This is a genomic window from Streptomyces sp. NPDC001889, assembly GCF_053594535.1.
This window is the reverse complement of record NZ_JBSFER010000004.1, coordinates 194,356-210,662: the sequence shown is the minus strand read 5'-3', so window position 1 is coordinate 210,662 and position 16,307 is coordinate 194,356. Positions and strand designations below refer to the sequence as shown.

Sequence of the window (16,307 nt, the reverse complement as noted above, 5' to 3'; positions counted from 1 at the left end):
GACGCCGGGTTACAACACCAGCGAGAGCAGCAGCACGAAGACGATGCCGACCACCGAGATGATGGTCTCCATCACCGACCAGGTCTTGATCGTCTGGCCGACGGTCATCCCGAAGTACTCCTTCACCAGCCAGAAGCCCGCGTCGTTCACATGGCTGAAGAAGAGCGAACCGGCGCCGATCGCCAGCACCAGCAGCGCCGACTCCGTGGTGGACATGCCCTCGGCCAGCGGCGCGACCAGACCGGCCGCCGAGATCGTCGCCACCGTCGCCGAACCGGTCGCCAGCCGGATCGCCACCGCGATCAGCCAGGCCAGCAGCAGCGTCGGGATCGCCCAGTTCTCGGAGATGTCCAGGATCATCTGGCCCACGCCGACGTCGATCAGCGTCTGCTTGAAGCCACCGCCCGCGCCGACGATCATCAGCACACCGGCGATCGGGGCGAGCGACTTCTCCACCGTGGACGCCAGCCGGTCCTTGGTGAACCCGGCCGCGGCACCGAGCGTGAACATGCCCACGAGCACGGCGGCGAGCAGCGCGATCATCGGCGAACCGATGATGTCGGTGACCTTCTGCACCGGGTTCTCGGGGTCGTTGACGACGATCTCGACCAGCGCGTTCGAGAGCATCAGCACGACGGGCAGCAGCACCGTGAAGACGGTGGCGCCGAAGCCGGGGCGCTTCTCCAGGTCCTCCGAGGGACGGGCCGGGATCATCTTCTCCGGCGCCTGGATGTCCACCCACCGGGCCGCGTACTTGGCGAAGACCGGACCCGCGATGATCACGGTCGGGATGGAGACCAGCACACCGAGCGCCAGCGTCACCCCGAGGTTGGCGTTGAGCGCGTCGATCGCGACCAGCGGGCCGGGGTGCGGCGGAATCAGTCCGTGCATCACCGAGAGACCGGCGAGCGCGGGGATACCGATCCGCATCAGGGAGTAGTTGCCGCGCTTGGCGACCATCAGCACCACCGGGATCAGCAGCACGATGCCGACCTCGAAGAAGAGCGGCAGACCGATCACCGAGGCGATCAGCACCATCGCCCAGGGCATGGTGCGGCCGTTCGCCTTCGCGAGGATCGTGTCCACGATCTGGTCACCGCCGCCGGAGTCGGCGAGCAGCTTGCCCAGGATCGCGCCGAGCGCGATCAGCACGCCCACCCCGGCGACGGTGGAGCCGAGGCCCTTGGAGAAGGACTCGATGGCCTTGCCGAGCGGCGCCCCGGCGAACGCGCCGAGCGCCAGCGATCCGATGGTCAGGGCGAGAAAGGCGTGCAGCTTGAACTTGGTGATGAGCAGGACGATGACGGCGATGCCCGCGAGGACGGCTATGCCGAGCTGGGCGTTGCCGGCCGAGGTGATCGGCGCTACGGCGTCCGCTGCCAGCATCTCGACGCTGAGACTGGTCACGGTGGTTCCTTAGAGAACAGGGTGAAAGGGACAGTGAGCGGTACGGAGGGAGTGGCTCCGCCGGTGCGGCGCCGGCTAGCTCGCCACACCGCGCAGTGCGGCGAGGGCCCGTGCGGTGATCTCCTCCGGCAGGCCGGAGACATCGACCGAGACTCCGGCCTCGTCCTCCTGGAGCGGCTGGAGCGTGGCGATCTGCGAGTCGAGCAGCGCGGTCGGCATGAAGTGACCCGTGCGCCCCGACATCCGCCGCTCTATCAGCGCGCGGTCGCCGGTGAGGTGGAGGAAGACGGCGTCCGGGGCGGCGGCCCGCAGCCGGTCCCGGTAGGAGCGCTTGAGCGCGGAGCTGGACACCACCCCGCCGAGACCCTGCCGGCTGTGCGCCCACTGCCCGATCGCGTCGAGCCAGGGCCACCGGTCGGAGTCGTCCAGCGGGGTCCCCGCCGACATCTTGGCGATGTTCGCCGGGGGGTGGAAGTCGTCTCCCTCGGCGTAGGGAACGTCCAGGGCTTTGGCGAGCAGGGGGCCGATGGTGGTCTTGCCGGTCCCTGCCACGCCCATCACCACGATGACGTGAGGGGTGCTCATAGATGCCTCGCTGATTCCGTCACACCGGTGCCGACCACGGTGTCGGCATCGGTCCGTGACGCTTACTGAAGCTCATAGGTATGACTTATTCAAGAGTCTGAGACCTAAACGTCACACTTTTTGTTGATGAACTCCGCCCCGTACGCTGTGATCCATGACGACAGCGGGCCAGGGCCTCCACACACAGGTGCTCGACTCCCTCGGCCTCGCCATCACCGCCGGGGCGTATCCGCAGGGCAGTGTCGTGCGCACCGACGAGATCGCCCAGCGCTTCGATGTCTCGCGCACGGTCGTCCGTGAGGTGATCCGGGTCCTGGAGTCGATGCATCTGGTCGAGTCCCGGCGCAGGGTCGGGGTGACGGTCCGCGCCATCGAGGAGTGGAACGTCTACGACCCGCAGGTCATCCGCTGGCGGCTGGCCGGCACCGACCGGCCCCGGCAGCTGCGCTCGCTGACCGTGCTGCGGTCGGCCGTGGAGCCCGTCGCGGCCGGGCTCGCCGCCCTGCACGCCACCCCCGAGCAGTGCGCCGAGCTCACCGAGTGCGCCCTCGGGATGGTCGCCACCTCGCGCGGGAACCGGCTGGAGGAGTACCTCCGGCACGACATCGCCTTCCACCGGGTGGTGCTCAACGCCTCCGGCAATGAGATGTTCGCCCGGCTCGGCGATGTGGTCGCCGAGATCCTCACCGGCCGCACCCACCACCAGGTGATGTTCGACGACCCGGACCCGGCCGCCGTGACCCTGCACGTCCAGGTGGCCGAGGCGGTCCGCGAGGGCGACGCGGCGAGAGCCGAGACCATCACCAGAGAGATCGCGGTGGGGGCGCTCGCCGAGCTGGACGTGCTCGCTCCGGACCCGTCCACCGGCTGACCCGCCGCCTTTCCCCGGCGGCCGGCCCCGCCCCTCCCCGCGCCCCGGCCCCGCCCCTCCCCTCCCCTCCCCTCCCCGCGAGGCTCTCCCCGCGAGGCCCGGCGGGCCCCCTCCCCGCGCCCCGGCCCCGCCCCTCCCCGTCTCCCGGGCCGCCCTCGGCCGTCCCGCGCGGGGCCGCCCCCGCCCCCGTACCGACCGGTCCGTTCACCCAGCCGTGATTTACTGCCACGGTTTGCTGAGGTCCTTGCTTTACCCGCTTGAAACCTCAAAAGCACCTCAGATCTATGTCTGTGTGACCTTGAGCACTGCCAGAATCGCAGGGCTGCTGACGACCTACGCTCCCCTCACGAAGGCGAAAACTCCCCCCATGAGCGACCGCACCACCGTGGCCGGGACGGCCCCCACCGGGCCCCTCTCGCCGGACTCCCTCCATGTGGACGCCGGCGACGCCGGGTACAGCAAGGACCTCAAGTCCCGCCACATCAACATGATCGCGATAGGCGGGGCGATCGGCACCGGGCTCTTCCTCGGTGCGGGAGGCCGGCTCGCGGGCGCGGGACCCTCCCTGGCCATCGCCTACGCGGTCTGCGGCCTCTTCGCCTTCTTCGTCGTCCGTGCCCTCGGTGAGCTGGTCCTCTACCGCCCCTCCTCCGGCGCCTTCGTCTCCTACGCCCGTGAGTTCATGGGCGAGAAGGGCGCCTACACGGCGGGCTGGCTCTACTTCCTGAACTGGTCCACCACCTGTGTCGCCGACATCACCGCCGCCGCGACCTACGCCCACTTCTGGGCCATGTTCAGCGATATCCCGCAGTGGATTCTGGCCCTGATCGCCCTCGCCGTCGTGCTCACCGCGAACCTCATCTCGGTGAAGTACTTCGGCGAGATGGAGTTCTGGTTCGCGATCATCAAGGTCGCCGCCCTGGTCGGCTTCATGCTCATCGGCATCTTCCTGCTGGTCACCCAGAAGGAGATCGGCGGCCACACCCCCGGCTTCTCCACCATCTCCGCCAACGACGGCGTCTTCCCGCTGGGCATGCTCCCGATGCTGCTGGTGATCCAGGGCGTCGTCTTCGCGTACGCCTCGGTCGAGCTCTGCGGCGTCGCGGCGGGCGAGACCAAGAACCCCGAGAAGGTCATGCCCGGGGCGATCAACTCGATCATGTGGCGGGTGGGCATCTTCTACGTCGGCTCGGTGGCGCTGCTCGCGCTGCTGCTGCCGTACACCGCCTACTCCGGCGACGAGAGCCCCTTCGTCACCGTCATGGACAAGCTCGGCATCCCGGGCGCGGCCGGTGTGATGAACCTGGTGGTGCTCACGGCCGCGCTCTCCAGCCTGAACGCCGGCCTCTACTCCACCGCCCGCATCCTGCGCTCCATGGCGCTCGCCGGCTCCGCGCCCCGCTTCACCGGCCGGATGAACAAGGGCCAGGTGCCGTACGGCGGTGTGCTGCTGACCGCCGCCTTCGGCATGGCGGGCGTCGGACTGAACTACGTCATGCCCGGCGAGGCCTTCGAGATCGTGCTCAACCTCGCCTCCCTCGGCATCCTCGGCACCTGGGGCATGATCATGATCTGCTCCCTGCTCTTCTGGCGGCGCGCCCGCGAGGGCCGTCTCACCCGGCCCTCGTACCGGCTGCCCTGGGCCCCGTACACCCAGATCGTCACCCTGGTCTTCCTCGTCAGCGTCCTCTTCCTGATGTGGTGGGGCGGCGGCATCGGGCGTACGACGGTGACGCTGCTGCCGCTGATCGCGGCGGCCCTGGTCGGCGGCTGGTTCGTCGTACGGGGACGGGTGGAGGCGCTCGCCGCCGGGCGGCAGGGCCACGACGCCTGAGCCGGGCCTCTCCTCCCCGCCCGGGGCCCGGCTGCCCCGATCCGCCCGGAAGTGCCCCCGTACGGCCCCGTGTGTAACGTGCCTACCGGCCATCGCGGCGCGCCGCCCAGGCCCGTCACACTGGTGGCCGACCGATGTGCGAGGAAGGGCAGGTATTCGATGTCACAGCAGGTGCAAGGTGTGATCGCGCCCGGCAGGGACGAGCCGGTACGGGTGGAGACCATCGTCATCCCCGACCCCGGGCCCGGGGAGGCCGTGGTCAAGGTGCAGGCCTGCGGGGTCTGCCACACCGATCTGCACTACAAGCAGGGCGGGATCAACGACGACTTCCCGTTCCTGCTCGGCCATGAGGCGGCCGGTGTCGTCGAGTCGGTCGGCCCGGACGTCACCGATGTGGCCCCCGGCGACTTCGTCGTCCTCAACTGGCGCGCCGTCTGCGGGCGGTGCCGGGCCTGCGAGCGCGGACGCCCCTGGTACTGCTTCGACACCCACAACGCGAAGCAGCGGATGACCCTCACCGACGGCACCGAGCTGTCCCCCGCGCTCGGCATCGGCGCTTTCGCCGAGAAGACCCTCGTCGCGGCCGGCCAGTGCACCAAGGTCGACCCCGAGGTCTCTCCCGCCGTCGCGGGCCTGCTGGGCTGCGGAGTGATGGCGGGCATCGGCGCCGCGATCAACACCGGTGAGGTCGGCCGGGGCGACACCGTCGCCGTCATCGGCTGCGGCGGCGTCGGCGACGCGGCGATCGTCGGGGCCCGGCTGGCGGGCGCCGCCCGGATCATCGCGGTCGATATCGACGACCGCAAGCTGGAGACGGCGAAGAGGATGGGCGCCACCCACACCGTCAACTCCCGCTCCGCCGACCCCGTGGAAGCCGTCCGCGAACTCACCGGCAGGTTCGGCGCCGATGTCGTCATCGAGGCGGTCGGCCGCCCCGAGACCTACCGGCAGGCGTTCTACGCCCGTGACCTCGCGGGCACTGTCGTCCTGGTCGGCGTCCCCACCCCCGAGATGAAGCTCGAACTGCCCCTCCTGGACGTCTTCGGCCGCGGCGGCTCGCTGAAGTCCTCCTGGTACGGCGACTGTCTGCCCTCCCGCGACTTCCCCATGCTGATCGATCTGCACCAGCAGGGCCGGATCGACCTGGGCGCCTTCGTCACCGAGACCATCGGCCTCGGCGACGTCGAGAAGGCGTTCGCCCGGATGCACGAGGGCGACGTACTCCGCTCGGTGGTGCAGCTCTGATGGCCGCACGCATCGACCGCCTCGTCACGGCGGGCACCTTCTCCCTCGACGGCGGCACCTGGGACGTCGAGAACAACGTCTGGATCGTCGGCGACGACACCGAGGCGATCGTCATCGACGCCGCACACGACGCGCCCGCCATCGAGGCGGCGCTCGACGGCCGCAGGCTGCTGGCGATCGTCTGCACCCACGCGCACAACGACCACATCGACGCGGCCCCCGCGCTCGCCGACGCCACCGGCGCGCCGATCCTGCTGCACCCCGACGATCTGCCGCTGTGGAAGCAGACCCACCCCGACCGCGCCCCCGACGGCGAACTGGCCGACGGCCAGACGCTCACCGCCGGCGGCGTCGAACTGACCGTGCTGCACACCCCCGGCCACGCGCCCGGAGCGGTCTGCCTGCACGCCCCCGCGCTCACCACGGTCTTCACCGGGGACACCCTCTTCCAGGGCGGCCCCGGCGCCACCGGACGCTCCTTCTCCCACTTCCCGACGATCATCGACTCGATCCGTGAGCGGCTGCTGACCCTGCCGCCGGAGACGGTGGTGCGCACCGGGCACGGCGACGGCAGCACCATCGGCGACGAGGCCCCCCACCTGGGGGAGTGGATCAAGCGCGGCCACTGAGCCGGCGGCTCACTCCCAGCGGGCGAGCCGCAGCCGGCTCTCGAACCGGCGCGGCTCGCCCGTCACCGGATCGGTGAACTCCAGCGTCCGCGCCAGCAACTGGAGCGGACGGGACCAGTCCACAGGCCCGGTCACCGGCTCCCGGACGACCGGGTACAGCGGATCGTCCAGCAGCGGCAGCCCCAGACCGTTCATATGGACCCGCAGCTGATGGGTGCGCCCGGTGGCGGGCAGCAGCCGGTACCGCCCGAGCCCGCCCCGGTGCTCCAGCAGCTCGACGCGGGTCTCGCTGTTCGGCTCCCCGGCGACCTCCCGCGCCGCCTGCACCCCGCGCTCCTTCACGATCCTGCTGCGCACGGTCACCGGGAGGGCCACCCCGGGGTCGTACGCCGCGACCGCCTCGTACTCCTTGCGCACCCGCCGCTCGCCGAACATCGTCTGGTACGCCCCCCGGTCCTGTGGCCGCACCACACAGAGCAGCAACCCCGCCGTCAGCCGGTCCAGCCGGTGCGCGGGCTGCAACCGGGGCATCCCCAGCTCCCGGCGCAACCGCGCCACCGCCGTCTCGGTGATGTGACTGCCGCGCGGGGTGGTGGCGAGGAAGTGCGGCTTGTCCACCACCACCAGCCGCTCGTCCCGGTGGACGACCCCGATCGCGAACGGCACCCGCTCCTCGTCGGCGAAGTCCCGGTGGAACCAGAGATACCGCCCCGGCGTGTACGGATCGTCCACCCCGACGACCCCCTCCGCCCCCACCACCCGCCCCTCCCGCACCAGCCCCCCGCCGCGCTCCTCCCCGTACCGCCCCACGAAGTACTCGTACACCGTCCCCCACACCCCCGCCGCCCCGTCCGGCAGCCGAAGCCGCACGGGGTCGATGCCGTGCCGCTGGGGGAGGGGTGAATCGGGGGCCTCGCGTCTGCGTCTCACCGGCACGACTGTAGGCCCGCACCCCGGCCCGGCCGCGCCACGGGGCCGGGGCGGCGCTGGTCACACCGGTGCCCGGAAATGCAGAAAACCCCAGATCAACTGGGGTTCTCGCTGGTGTCCGAGGGGGGACTTGAACCCCCACGCCCGATAAAGGGCACTAGCACCTCAAGCTAGCGCGTCTGCCATTCCGCCACCCGGACAAGGTGTCTGCCGCTCGGCTTGCGCCCTTGCGACGTGGAAAACCATAGCAAACATTCAGGGGTGCCCGATCACGCCCGGAGGGCACGGGGGCGTGATCGGGCCGCTGCCCTTGGGGGACGGGGGCGGGCGCGGGAGGATGGGTGGGAACCACCAGGAGCGACAGCGGGAGGAATCAGCGTGAGCGAGTCGAATACGGCCCGTACCGTCTCGGGCGAGGACGAGGTCGTCGACCTCTGCCGTGAGCTGATCCGGATCGACACCAGCAATTACGGGGACCACTCGGGGCCGGGGGAGCGCGTCGCCGCGGAGTACGTGGCGGAGAAGCTCGCCGAGGTCGGGCTCGAACCGAGGATCATCGAGTCGCACCAGGGGCGCGCCTCCACCGTCGCGCGGATCGAGGGGGAGGACCCCAGCCGGCCGGCGCTGCTGATCCACGGCCACACCGATGTCGTACCGGCCAACGCCGAGGACTGGACCCACCACCCCTTCTCCGGCGAGATCGCCGACGGCTGCGTCTGGGGCCGGGGCGCGGTCGACATGAAGGACATGGACGCGATGACGCTCGCCGTCGTACGGGAGCGGCTGCGCACCGGCCGCAAGCCCCCGCGCGACGTGGTGCTGGCGTTCCTCGCCGACGAGGAGGCCGGCGGGACCTACGGCGCGCGGTATCTGGTCGACAAGCACCCGGATCTCTTCGAGGGCGTCAGCGAGGCCATCGGCGAGGTCGGCGGATTCTCCTTCACCGTCAACGAGAATCTGCGGCTCTATCTGGTGGAGACCGCGCAGAAGGGCATGCACTGGATGCGGCTGACCGTGGACGGCACCGCCGGGCACGGGTCGATGACCAACAACGACAACGCGATCACCGAGCTGTGCGAGGCCGTCGGCCGGCTCGGCCGCCATCAGTGGCCGGTGCGGATGACCAAGACCGTACGGTCCTTCCTGGACGAGCTGTCCGACGCGCTCGGCACCCCGCTCGACCCGGAGGACATGGACGCCACCCTCGCCAAGCTCGGCGGGATCGCCAAGATGATCGGCGCGACCCTGCGCAACTCCGCCGCGCCCACCATGCTCGGCGCCGGATACAAGGTCAATGTCATCCCCGGACAGGCCACCGCCCATGTCGACGGCCGTTTCCTGCCGGGGTACGAGGAGGAGTTCCTCGGCGATCTCGACCGGCTGCTCGGCCCCCGGGTCAGGCGCGAGGACGTGCACGGCGACAAGGCGCTGGAGACCAGCTTCGACGGCGACCTCGTGGACGCGATGCAGGCCGCGCTGCGGGCCGAGGACCCCATCGCCCGCGCGGTCCCCTACATGCTCTCCGGGGGCACCGACGCCAAGTCCTTCGACGACCTGGGCATCCGCTGCTTCGGCTTCGCGCCGCTGAAGCTGCCGCCGGAGCTGGACTTCGCAGGGATGTTCCACGGGGTGGACGAGCGGGTTCCGGTGGACGGTCTGAAGTTCGGAGTGCGTGTGCTTGACCGGTTCCTCGACCAGTGCTGAACCGGATCGGGTGAGGACCCGGGGGTCCCGCCGAAAGGACACTCCAATAATCGTGAGTACGTACGCCACTGACTGAAAAGAGTGAAAGGTACATCGGGCTCGTAGCCCTGCTCCCCGCTCCTCGTTACAGGTGGTGCGGTCCGCGGCTGGGACCGCTTTGTCAACGAGGAGGAACAATGATCAAGAAGGTCGTCGCCGCTGCGGCAGCCACGGGTGGCCTGGTACTCGCGGGTGCGGGTGTCGCCATGGCCGACGCCGGTGCCCAGGGCGCCGCAGTCGGCTCCCCCGGTGTGATCTCCGGCAACGCCGTTCAGGTGCCCGTTCACGTCCCGGTGAACGTGTGCGGCAACACGATCGACATCGTCGGTCTGCTGAACCCTGCCTTCGGCAACACCTGCGTCAACTCTTGACGGGGTGACTCGGCCCATCGGGGTTGAGGTGTGAACCCGGCGGTCCCGGAGCGCGTCTCACGCGCTCCGGGACCGCCCCGCATTTCCGCTCCCGGGCACGGGCCCGGAAGCTTCTGAAGAAGGCAGGAAAGCTACCTATGCGACTGGTCACTCGCAAGACCATGATCACCATGGCGGCGGCGGGCGGCGCGCTCGCGCTGGGCGGCGGCTACGCCCACGCCGGCGCCGACGCCAACGGAGGAGCCTCGAACTCGCCGGGCGTCGCGTCCGGGAACTCGGTTCAGGTTCCCGTCCACGTGCCCGTCAACGCGTGCGGCAACACCGTGAACATCGTCGGTCTGCTCAACCCCGCGTTCGGCAACGAATGCGCCAACGTCTCCGGCAGCACCGCGCCCGCCGCACCGACCGCCCCGGGCGGCTCCCACGCGGGCGGCCAGCCGGGCGGGGCCCCCTCCGGGGCGCAGTCCGGCGGCGGCGCCCAGGCGAACGGGGGCGCCGCCAACTCACCCGGTGTCGGCTCCGGCAACAACGTCCAGGCCCCGGTCGACGTCCCCGTGAACGCCTGCGGCAACACGATCGACGTGGTGGGTCTGCTCAACCCGGCGTTCGGCAACGACTGCGCCAACGACTCGGCTCCCGTCCCGGTCAAGCCGCCCGTGAAGCCCACGGAGCCGCCGCAGCCGCCCACCCCGGGCAAGCCGGCTCCCCCCGAGCCGAGCGAGCCCCCCACCGTCCGGCCGCCCGGCGGCACCGACAACCACGTCCGCACCCCGGAGACCCCCGCCCACAAGGCGAACAGCTCCATCAGCAAGGCCGCGGAGCAGCCCGAGGCCCTGGACGAGCTGGCGCGGACCGGCGTCGACTCGCTCGGTCTCACCATCCCGATCGGAGCGGGCATGATGCTGGCGGGAGTGGTGCTGTACCGGCGCGCCCGCGCCCGCGCCTGAACCAGGGGCCACCCTCACCCCGGAGTGGGTCCCGCGCCGGGCGGGACCCACTCCTCGGCGGTTCACCAGGTGGCACGCACCTGGCGGATGATCCGGCGGCGCAGCCGTACCCTTCGGCTGCCGTTCCGGTGCAGCGTCAGTCGGTCCAACTCCCAGTGTCCGTACTCGGCGTGGTCGGTCAGCAGACGCGTCGCCTCCGCGCGGGAGACCCCGCGAGGCACATACACATCGACAAATTCGTATTCCGGCATCGCATCTATTGTGCGGGCACCGGCCCGGTACGGATAGCGTCTGCACTATGTCTGATGCTGCGCCGCCCACCGCTGACGAGGTACGTGCCGCCGCCGAGGCGGTCAAAGCCGCACTGGACCGCCACCTCGCGGCGGTCGAGAACCGCACGGGAGAGGACGACCCGGCCGTCTACGACGCGTTCAACGCCCTGGCCGTCGCGGCGGAGGCCTACGACGAACGCCTCTACGACCGCTATGACGAAGTCACCCCCTTCGAGATCCCCGGAGCCGATGAATCGCTCCCGGCGTACGGGGGCCCGGAGGAACCCAACGCCCTCAGCGTGCTGATCCGCCGCGACTACGCGGTGGTGGAGCCGGGGCGGCTGCTCTCCCAGGCCCGGCGCATCGCCGACCTCGATCCCGACGAGGACGCGCCGGAGCGCTCCCGGACCGCCGCCACCCGGGTGCACGCGGCGCTCGGTCTGGTCTTCGGCGAGTACGAACCGGACGAGATCGCCTCCCGGCACAAGGAATTCGGACTGGAGGAGGGCGACTCCACCCTCTGGGTCTCGGCCCTGGACGATCTCGCCGACCCGGGGGAGTGGCTCAGCGCGCCCTTCGAGACGGCCGACCCGCAGCGGGTGGTCATCCGCTTCGACGTCAGCTCCGTCTTCGACGAGGACGAGCTGGACGAGCTGGTGGAGGACGTGGAGGAGCTGGACGACGTCGACGAGCCGGAGCGCTGAGCACGGCACACCGACGGCCCGCCGCCCGGACCGGAAAGGTCCGGGCGGCGGGCCGTCCGCCGTCCCGTCCCTCACCCGGCGGGGGTGAGCAGCCCTTCGAGGAGGGGGCGCAGCCGGGTCGTCCGCTCCTGGGCGGGAATCTCCGCGACCGCGCGCGGCAGCGCCTGGTCCACCCCGTGCACCACGGACAGATGACGCTCGCCCCGGCCGAACGCCGTGTACACCCAGGGGCGGCTCAGGCCCCGCGCGGCATCCCCCGGAAGCACCACGACCGCCGCCGGCCAGCGCATCCCCGCCGCCTGGTGCGCGGTCAGCGCCCAGCCGTGCCGCAGCGCGGGCTCGACCCGCTCCCTGGGCACGGTCACCTCGGTCCCCTCGCAGTCCAGCCGCAGCCCCGCGGCGTCCGCCGAGACCACGGTGCCCGGCACGGTCCGGCCGGGCGCCGGGGTGTACGCCACCCGGTCGCCCGGGTCGAAGCCGCCGAACCGGCCGGGGCCGGGGTTCAGCCGCTGCTTCAGCGCCGCGTTGAGCGCGCGGGTGCCCGCGGAACCGCCATGGCCCACGGTGATCACCTGGGTCTGTTCGGTGGGCACCCCGATCGCCCGGGGCACCGAGTCGGCGACGAGCTGCACCGTGCGGTGCACGGCCTCGCCCGCGTCCCGTACCGGCACGATGACGACTTCCTTGCCGGGGGCCGCCACCCGGTTCAGCTCACCGATGCCGATGCCCGACACCAGCTCGCCGATCGGGCCGGGGTCCGGGGTCCGGGAGACCACCCCCGGGCAGACCCGGGCCGCCAGCAGATCCGCGAAGACCCGCCCGGCACCCGCCGAGCCCAGCTGGCCCGGGTCGCCGCTGAGCACCAGCCGCGAACCGTCCGGCAGCGACTCCACCAGCATCGCCGCGCTCTCCACATCGAGCAGCGGCCCGTCCAGCACCACCAGCAGATCGAGCGCGAGCGCGCCGTCCCCGTCCCGGCCGGGGCCCTCGGCGCCCGAGAGCAGCCCGGCCACCGTGACCGCCGACGGCCCGGCCGCCCGGCGGCTCCGGGAGCTGTGGACCGCGACGACGGTACGGAGCCCGAGCGCCGCGCCCGCCTCGGCGAGCGCGACCGGCTCGGCCCGGGCCGCCTCGCCGCCGGTGTGGGTCACCAGTCCGCTCGCGGCGACCGCCCGGACCAGTTCGGTGGGGTCCGCGGATGCCCACCGGTCGTCCGCGCCCGAACGGGCGAGCCGGGCCAGACCGTCCGCGAGGCTCTCCTCGGCCATCGCGTAGCGGTCGAGCCCCAGCAGCACCGGACCGCCCCCGGCGGCCGGCGCCTCGTCGGCCGGCTCCCCGGTGCCGGTCTCCCCGCCGGCTGCCTCCCCGGTCTCCTCCGTCTGTTCGGTCTCGTCCGTCTGTCCGGTCTCGCCGGTCTCGACGGGGCCGTCCTGGAACAGCAGGACGGCCCCGTCGGCCACCGCCTGCTCCAGCGCTCCGTCCGGGTCGGGCACCGAGCGCTCGGCCAGTGCGCCGCGCACCGACGACGACTCCAGCGCGGTGTGACCCCGCAGCGCCGCCTGCTCCAGGTGCCAGGCGACCAGCGCCGACGTCCGACGCTCGTCACCCGGGCCGCACTCGCCGCCGAGCAGCGCGCGGGCGAAGCCGTCGGCCTGTTCGGGCCGCACCCCGGGGACGGAGAGCAGCAGCCAGGGGTCCGCCCGCAGGGCCTGGGCGGCCTGCTCGCCGAGCGTCTCGGCCGCCGGGGCCGCCAGCGCCTCGGGCGCGCCGCCCTCGGCGAGCACCGCCCGTACCCCCGTGACGGTCTCCGGCGCGGTCGCCGGGCCGGAGACCGACTCCGGCGCGGCGGCGGGCGGGCGCACCGGCCGCGCCCTCTGCTCCGGGGGCGCGGCGGGCGCGGGGGTGCCCTGGAAGACGGTGGGCGGCTTCTCGCCGCTCTCGACCGCGCGCACCGCCGCGAGCAGCTCGGCCGCCGTGCCGCTGAGCTTGGCCCCGCTCGCCACCGGCCCGGACTTCTCGGCCTTCCGGCGCTCGATCCGTGCCCGTGTCTCGCGCTGCGCGGCGATCTCCGCCTCGGTCTCGCTCAGCGCGGCGGCGGCCACGCTCTCCTCCGCCGCGCTGTCCGAACCGCCGGAGCCGTCCCCGTCGGCTGCGTCGGCCCCGTGGGCCTCGCCGGTCGGGTTCTCCGCGCCGCTTCCGTGGGCCTCGCCGGTCCGGTCCTCTGTGCCCTCCGCGCCGGCCGGCGCGGACGCGCCGCTCCCGTCGGCCCCGTGCGCGCCCGCCTCCGGCGCGGTGCCAGCGGCCGGGCCGGCCTCGCCCTCCCCGGGGGCCGGGGCGGCATCCGCGCCGCTCCCCGCCGCTCCGGGCGCGGCCGTCCCCGCGCCCGGGTCCGGTGCCGGCGGGGCCGCCGCCCCCTTTGTCCCCTCGGGCTCGCGGTCATCGGCGGCGGTGGCGGCCGGGGGTTCGGGGTTCGGCCCCCGGGAAGACGCGGTCACAGCGTGCTCCAGTCCTGATCGGGATAGCGGTGCACGGGCGCCGACACATCGTCCAGCGCCCGGCAGATCTCGTCCGGAAGCGTAAGCGCCTCCACTGACAGTGCCGCCATCAGCTGCTGCGCGTTGCGCGCGCCGATGACGGGGGCGACCACCCCGGGGCGGTCCCGCACCCAGGCCAGGGCCACCTGGAGCGGCGTCGTCGCCAGCCCGTCGGCCGCCGTCAGCACCGCGTCCACGATGCCGTCGGCCGTCTCGTCGAGATACGGCTCCACGAAGGGGCCCAGCAGCTCGGACGCGCCCCGGGAGCCCGACGGTGTGCCGTGCCGGTACTTGCCGGTGAGCACGCCCCGGCCCAGCGGCGACGACGGCAGCAGGCCGATCCCCAGATCGAGGGCGGCGGGCAGCACCTCCCGCTCCACCCCGCGCTGGAGGAGCGAGTACTCCATCTGTGTGCTGGCCAGACGGGTGCGCACCCCGGGCGCCGCCAGCTGCCAGGTCGCCGCCTTGGCCAGCTGCCAGCCGCAGAAGTTGGACACCCCCGCGTAGCGGGCCCGGCCGCTGCTCACCGCGATGTCGAGCGCCTGGAGGGTCTCGTCCAGCGGGGTCCGCGGATCGTAGGCGTGGACCTGCCAGAGGTCCACGTAGTCCGTGCCCAGCCGGGCCAGCGAGCCGTCCAGCGAGGCCAGCAGATGCCCGCGCGAGCCGTCGAACCGGCGGTCAGGGTCGGGCACACTGCCCGCCTTCGTCGCTATCACCAGATCCCGCCGCGGCACCAGCCGCTCCACCAACTGCCCCAGCAGATACTCCGCGTCCCCGCCCCCGTAGACATCGGCGGTGTCGACCAGGGTCCCTCCGGCCTCCCAGAACGCCTTGAGCTGATCCGCCGCGTCGTGCTCATCGGTGTCCCGGCCCCAGGTCAGGGTGCCGAGACCGATCCGGGACACGCGCAGGCCGGTGCGGCCGAGATGCCTCTGCTCCATGACCGCTGAGGTTACTGGCCAGGGGCCCGCGCCGAGAGGGCCTGTGGACAACCTCCGGCGGGGGCGGGGGCCCTGACGGATCGCGGTCACCCGCGCTAGAGTCCCCGGAACACGGACGTTACTGATCAGTAAGAGGGAGCGGTTATGCGGCTCGGCATCAACCTCGGCTACTGGGGCGCGGGGATGGACAGCGACAATCTCGCGGTCGCCCAGGAGGCCGACAGGCTCGGCTACGACGTCTGCTGGGCGGCGGAGGCGTACGGCTCCGACGCCCCCACCGTCCTGGCCTGGGTCGCCGCCCGGACGGAGCGGATCGACGTCGGCTCCGCGATCATGCAGATCCCGGCCCGCCAGCCCGCCATGACCGCGATGACCGCCGCCACCCTCGACTCCCTCTCCGGCGGACGCTTCCGGCTCGGCCTCGGCGTCTCGGGACCCCAGGTCTCCGAGGGCTGGTACGGGGTGAAGTTCGACAAGCCGCTCGCCCGCACCCGTGAGTACGTCGAGATCATCCGCCGTGCCATGACCCGGGAGCGCCTCTCCCACCAGGGCGAGCACTGGACCCTCCCGCTGCCGGACGGCCCCGGGAAGCCCCTGAAGCTCACCGTCCACCCCCAGCGCGAGCACATCCCCCTCTACATCGCCGCGATCGGCCCCAAGAACCTGGAGCAGACCGGTGAGATCGCCGACGGCGCGCTGCTGATCTTCCCCTCCGCCGAGCATCTGGAGTCCACCGCGATCCAGTATCTGCGCGCGGGCCGGGAGAAGGCCGGGAAGACCATGGAGGGCTTCGACGTCTGTCCCACCCTGCCGCTGGCCGTGGGCGAGGACACCGACGCGCTCGCGGATCTGTTCCGCCCGTACACCGCCCTCTACGTCGGCGGCATGGGCAGCCGCAAGCAGAACTTCTACAACCAGCTCGCGCGGCGCATGGGGTACGAGAAGGAGGCCGCCGAGATCCAGGACAAGTACCTCGCCGGTGACAAGAAGGGCGCGGCGGCGGCCGTCCCCGGGCGGCTGATCGACTCCACCACCCTCCTCGGCTCCGTCGAGCGGATCGCCGACCGGATGCGGGAGTACGCGGCGGCCGGGGTCACCACCCTCACCCTCGCCCCGGCCGGCTTCACCCTGGAGGAGCGCCTCACCGCACTGCGCGCGGGCACCGAGGCCCTGGAGCGCGCCGGGCTCGCCTGACCGCCCCCCGCCCCGGTCCGGCCCGTGCCCACCCGCCGGCCCGGACCGGGGCCGTACCACCGCGAATGTCGCCCGTTCGGGGCGTTTGCGGGCCCCAGCT

15 protein-coding genes and 1 tRNA gene are annotated in these 16,307 nt (G+C 72.2%); 9 read left to right on the top strand and 7 right to left on the bottom strand.

Annotation, left to right across the window (positions count from 1 at the left end; all coding sequences use genetic code 11):
• Positions 1–9 precede the first annotated feature (9 nt).
• On the bottom strand, positions 10–1,407 hold the full coding sequence (locus ACWCRA_RS06185; protein WP_351551794.1) for a GntT/GntP/DsdX family permease: 1,398 nt from the start codon (positions 1,405–1,407) through the stop codon (positions 10–12).
• 75 nt (positions 1,408–1,482) lie between these two features.
• Positions 1,483–1,992 (bottom strand): gluconokinase, encoded by a 510-nt coding sequence (locus ACWCRA_RS06180; RefSeq protein WP_351551791.1) that lies wholly within the window; start codon positions 1,990–1,992, stop codon positions 1,483–1,485.
• A 154-nt stretch (positions 1,993–2,146) separates the two neighbouring features.
• On the opposite strand from ACWCRA_RS06180, the gene ACWCRA_RS06175 reads away from it, so the two are divergent.
• The 4 genes from ACWCRA_RS06175 to ACWCRA_RS06160 all read left to right on the top strand — a co-directional run bounded on the left by ACWCRA_RS06175 (position 2,147) and on the right by ACWCRA_RS06160 (position 6,571).
• The gene (locus ACWCRA_RS06175; protein ID WP_351551789.1) at positions 2,147–2,863 is read left to right on the top strand and encodes a FadR/GntR family transcriptional regulator; all 717 of its coding nucleotides are present in this window, start codon (positions 2,147–2,149) and stop codon (positions 2,861–2,863) included.
• A 367-nt stretch (positions 2,864–3,230) separates the two neighbouring features.
• Positions 3,231–4,697 (top strand): amino acid permease, encoded by a 1,467-nt coding sequence (locus ACWCRA_RS06170; RefSeq protein WP_451066929.1) that lies wholly within the window; start codon positions 3,231–3,233, stop codon positions 4,695–4,697.
• Positions 4,698–4,856: 159 nt separating this feature from the next.
• Positions 4,857–5,942, top strand: a complete 1,086-nt coding sequence (locus ACWCRA_RS06165; protein ID WP_451066928.1) for an S-(hydroxymethyl)mycothiol dehydrogenase — start codon at positions 4,857–4,859, stop codon at positions 5,940–5,942.
• Positions 5,942–6,571, top strand: a complete 630-nt coding sequence (locus tag ACWCRA_RS06160) for an MBL fold metallo-hydrolase (RefSeq protein ID WP_351559593.1) — start codon at positions 5,942–5,944, stop codon at positions 6,569–6,571. Before ACWCRA_RS06165 ends, ACWCRA_RS06160 begins: the two co-directional genes overlap by 1 nt.
• Before the next feature lie 9 nt (positions 6,572–6,580).
• On the opposite strand, the gene ACWCRA_RS06155 is transcribed toward ACWCRA_RS06160, so the two are convergent.
• The gene (locus ACWCRA_RS06155; RefSeq protein ID WP_351559591.1) at positions 6,581–7,501 is read right to left on the bottom strand and encodes a pseudouridine synthase; all 921 of its coding nucleotides are present in this window, start codon (positions 7,499–7,501) and stop codon (positions 6,581–6,583) included.
• Positions 7,502–7,613: 112 nt separating this feature from the next.
• A tRNA-Leu gene (locus tag ACWCRA_RS06150) sits at positions 7,614–7,701 on the bottom strand.
• 178 nt (positions 7,702–7,879) lie between these two features.
• Between ACWCRA_RS06150 and ACWCRA_RS06145 the strand changes: the two genes are divergently transcribed.
• From ACWCRA_RS06145 to ACWCRA_RS06135, 3 genes are all read left to right on the top strand, one after another.
• A complete protein-coding gene (locus ACWCRA_RS06145; protein ID WP_351559587.1) occupies positions 7,880–9,205 on the top strand; it encodes a M20/M25/M40 family metallo-hydrolase in 1,326 nt (441 codons plus the stop codon).
• 176 nt (positions 9,206–9,381) lie between these two features.
• Positions 9,382–9,615, top strand: a complete 234-nt coding sequence (locus tag ACWCRA_RS06140) for a chaplin (protein ID WP_351559585.1) — start codon at positions 9,382–9,384, stop codon at positions 9,613–9,615.
• Positions 9,616–9,752: 137 nt separating this feature from the next.
• Positions 9,753–10,562, top strand: a complete 810-nt coding sequence (locus tag ACWCRA_RS06135; RefSeq protein WP_351559583.1) for a chaplin — start codon at positions 9,753–9,755, stop codon at positions 10,560–10,562.
• Between the two features lie 62 nt (positions 10,563–10,624).
• On the opposite strand, the gene ACWCRA_RS06130 is transcribed toward ACWCRA_RS06135, so the two are convergent.
• Positions 10,625–10,813 carry a DUF5703 family protein gene (locus ACWCRA_RS06130; RefSeq protein WP_351558819.1) on the bottom strand — a complete coding sequence of 63 codons (189 nt, stop codon included), beginning with the start codon at positions 10,811–10,813 and terminating at the stop codon, positions 10,625–10,627.
• Positions 10,814–10,860: 47 nt separating this feature from the next.
• On the opposite strand from ACWCRA_RS06130, the gene ACWCRA_RS06125 reads away from it, so the two are divergent.
• A complete protein-coding gene (locus ACWCRA_RS06125; RefSeq protein ID WP_351558817.1) occupies positions 10,861–11,538 on the top strand; it encodes a hypothetical protein in 678 nt (225 codons plus the stop codon).
• Between the two features lie 71 nt (positions 11,539–11,609).
• On the opposite strand, the gene ACWCRA_RS06120 is transcribed toward ACWCRA_RS06125, so the two are convergent.
• On the bottom strand, positions 11,610–14,033 hold the full coding sequence (locus ACWCRA_RS06120; RefSeq protein WP_451066927.1) for a helix-hairpin-helix domain-containing protein: 2,424 nt from the start codon (positions 14,031–14,033) through the stop codon (positions 11,610–11,612).
• Complete coding sequence (locus ACWCRA_RS06115) at positions 14,030–15,013, bottom strand: aldo/keto reductase (protein ID WP_351558814.1); 984 nt, start codon at positions 15,011–15,013, stop codon at positions 14,030–14,032. The genes ACWCRA_RS06120 and ACWCRA_RS06115 overlap by 4 nt, the downstream gene beginning before the upstream one ends.
• A 144-nt stretch (positions 15,014–15,157) precedes the next feature.
• Between ACWCRA_RS06115 and ACWCRA_RS06110 the strand changes: the two genes are divergently transcribed.
• A complete protein-coding gene (locus tag ACWCRA_RS06110; RefSeq protein ID WP_451066926.1) occupies positions 15,158–16,207 on the top strand; it encodes an LLM class F420-dependent oxidoreductase in 1,050 nt (349 codons plus the stop codon).
• Positions 16,208–16,307 lie beyond the last annotated feature (100 nt).

What these genes read in the sequence shown, in the direction of transcription:
- ACWCRA_RS06180 (WP_351551791.1), bottom strand. Translation starts at nt 1,992, where the DNA reads ATGAGCACCCCTCACGTCATCGTGGTGATGGGCGTGGCAGGGACCGGC.
- ACWCRA_RS06175 (WP_351551789.1), top strand. Translation starts at nt 2,147, where the DNA reads ATGACGACAGCGGGCCAGGGCCTCCACACACAGGTGCTCGACTCCCTC.
- ACWCRA_RS06170 (WP_451066929.1), top strand. Translation starts at nt 3,231, where the DNA reads ATGAGCGACCGCACCACCGTGGCCGGGACGGCCCCCACCGGGCCCCTC.
- ACWCRA_RS06165 (WP_451066928.1), top strand. Translation starts at nt 4,857, where the DNA reads ATGTCACAGCAGGTGCAAGGTGTGATCGCGCCCGGCAGGGACGAGCCG.
- ACWCRA_RS06160 (WP_351559593.1), top strand. Translation starts at nt 5,942, where the DNA reads ATGGCCGCACGCATCGACCGCCTCGTCACGGCGGGCACCTTCTCCCTC.
- ACWCRA_RS06140 (WP_351559585.1), top strand. Translation starts at nt 9,382, where the DNA reads ATGATCAAGAAGGTCGTCGCCGCTGCGGCAGCCACGGGTGGCCTGGTA.
- ACWCRA_RS06135 (WP_351559583.1), top strand. Translation starts at nt 9,753, where the DNA reads ATGCGACTGGTCACTCGCAAGACCATGATCACCATGGCGGCGGCGGGC.
- ACWCRA_RS06130 (WP_351558819.1), bottom strand. Translation starts at nt 10,813, where the DNA reads ATGCCGGAATACGAATTTGTCGATGTGTATGTGCCTCGCGGGGTCTCC.
- ACWCRA_RS06125 (WP_351558817.1), top strand. Translation starts at nt 10,861, where the DNA reads ATGTCTGATGCTGCGCCGCCCACCGCTGACGAGGTACGTGCCGCCGCC.
- ACWCRA_RS06115 (WP_351558814.1), bottom strand. Translation starts at nt 15,013, where the DNA reads ATGGAGCAGAGGCATCTCGGCCGCACCGGCCTGCGCGTGTCCCGGATC.
- ACWCRA_RS06110 (WP_451066926.1), top strand. Translation starts at nt 15,158, where the DNA reads ATGCGGCTCGGCATCAACCTCGGCTACTGGGGCGCGGGGATGGACAGC.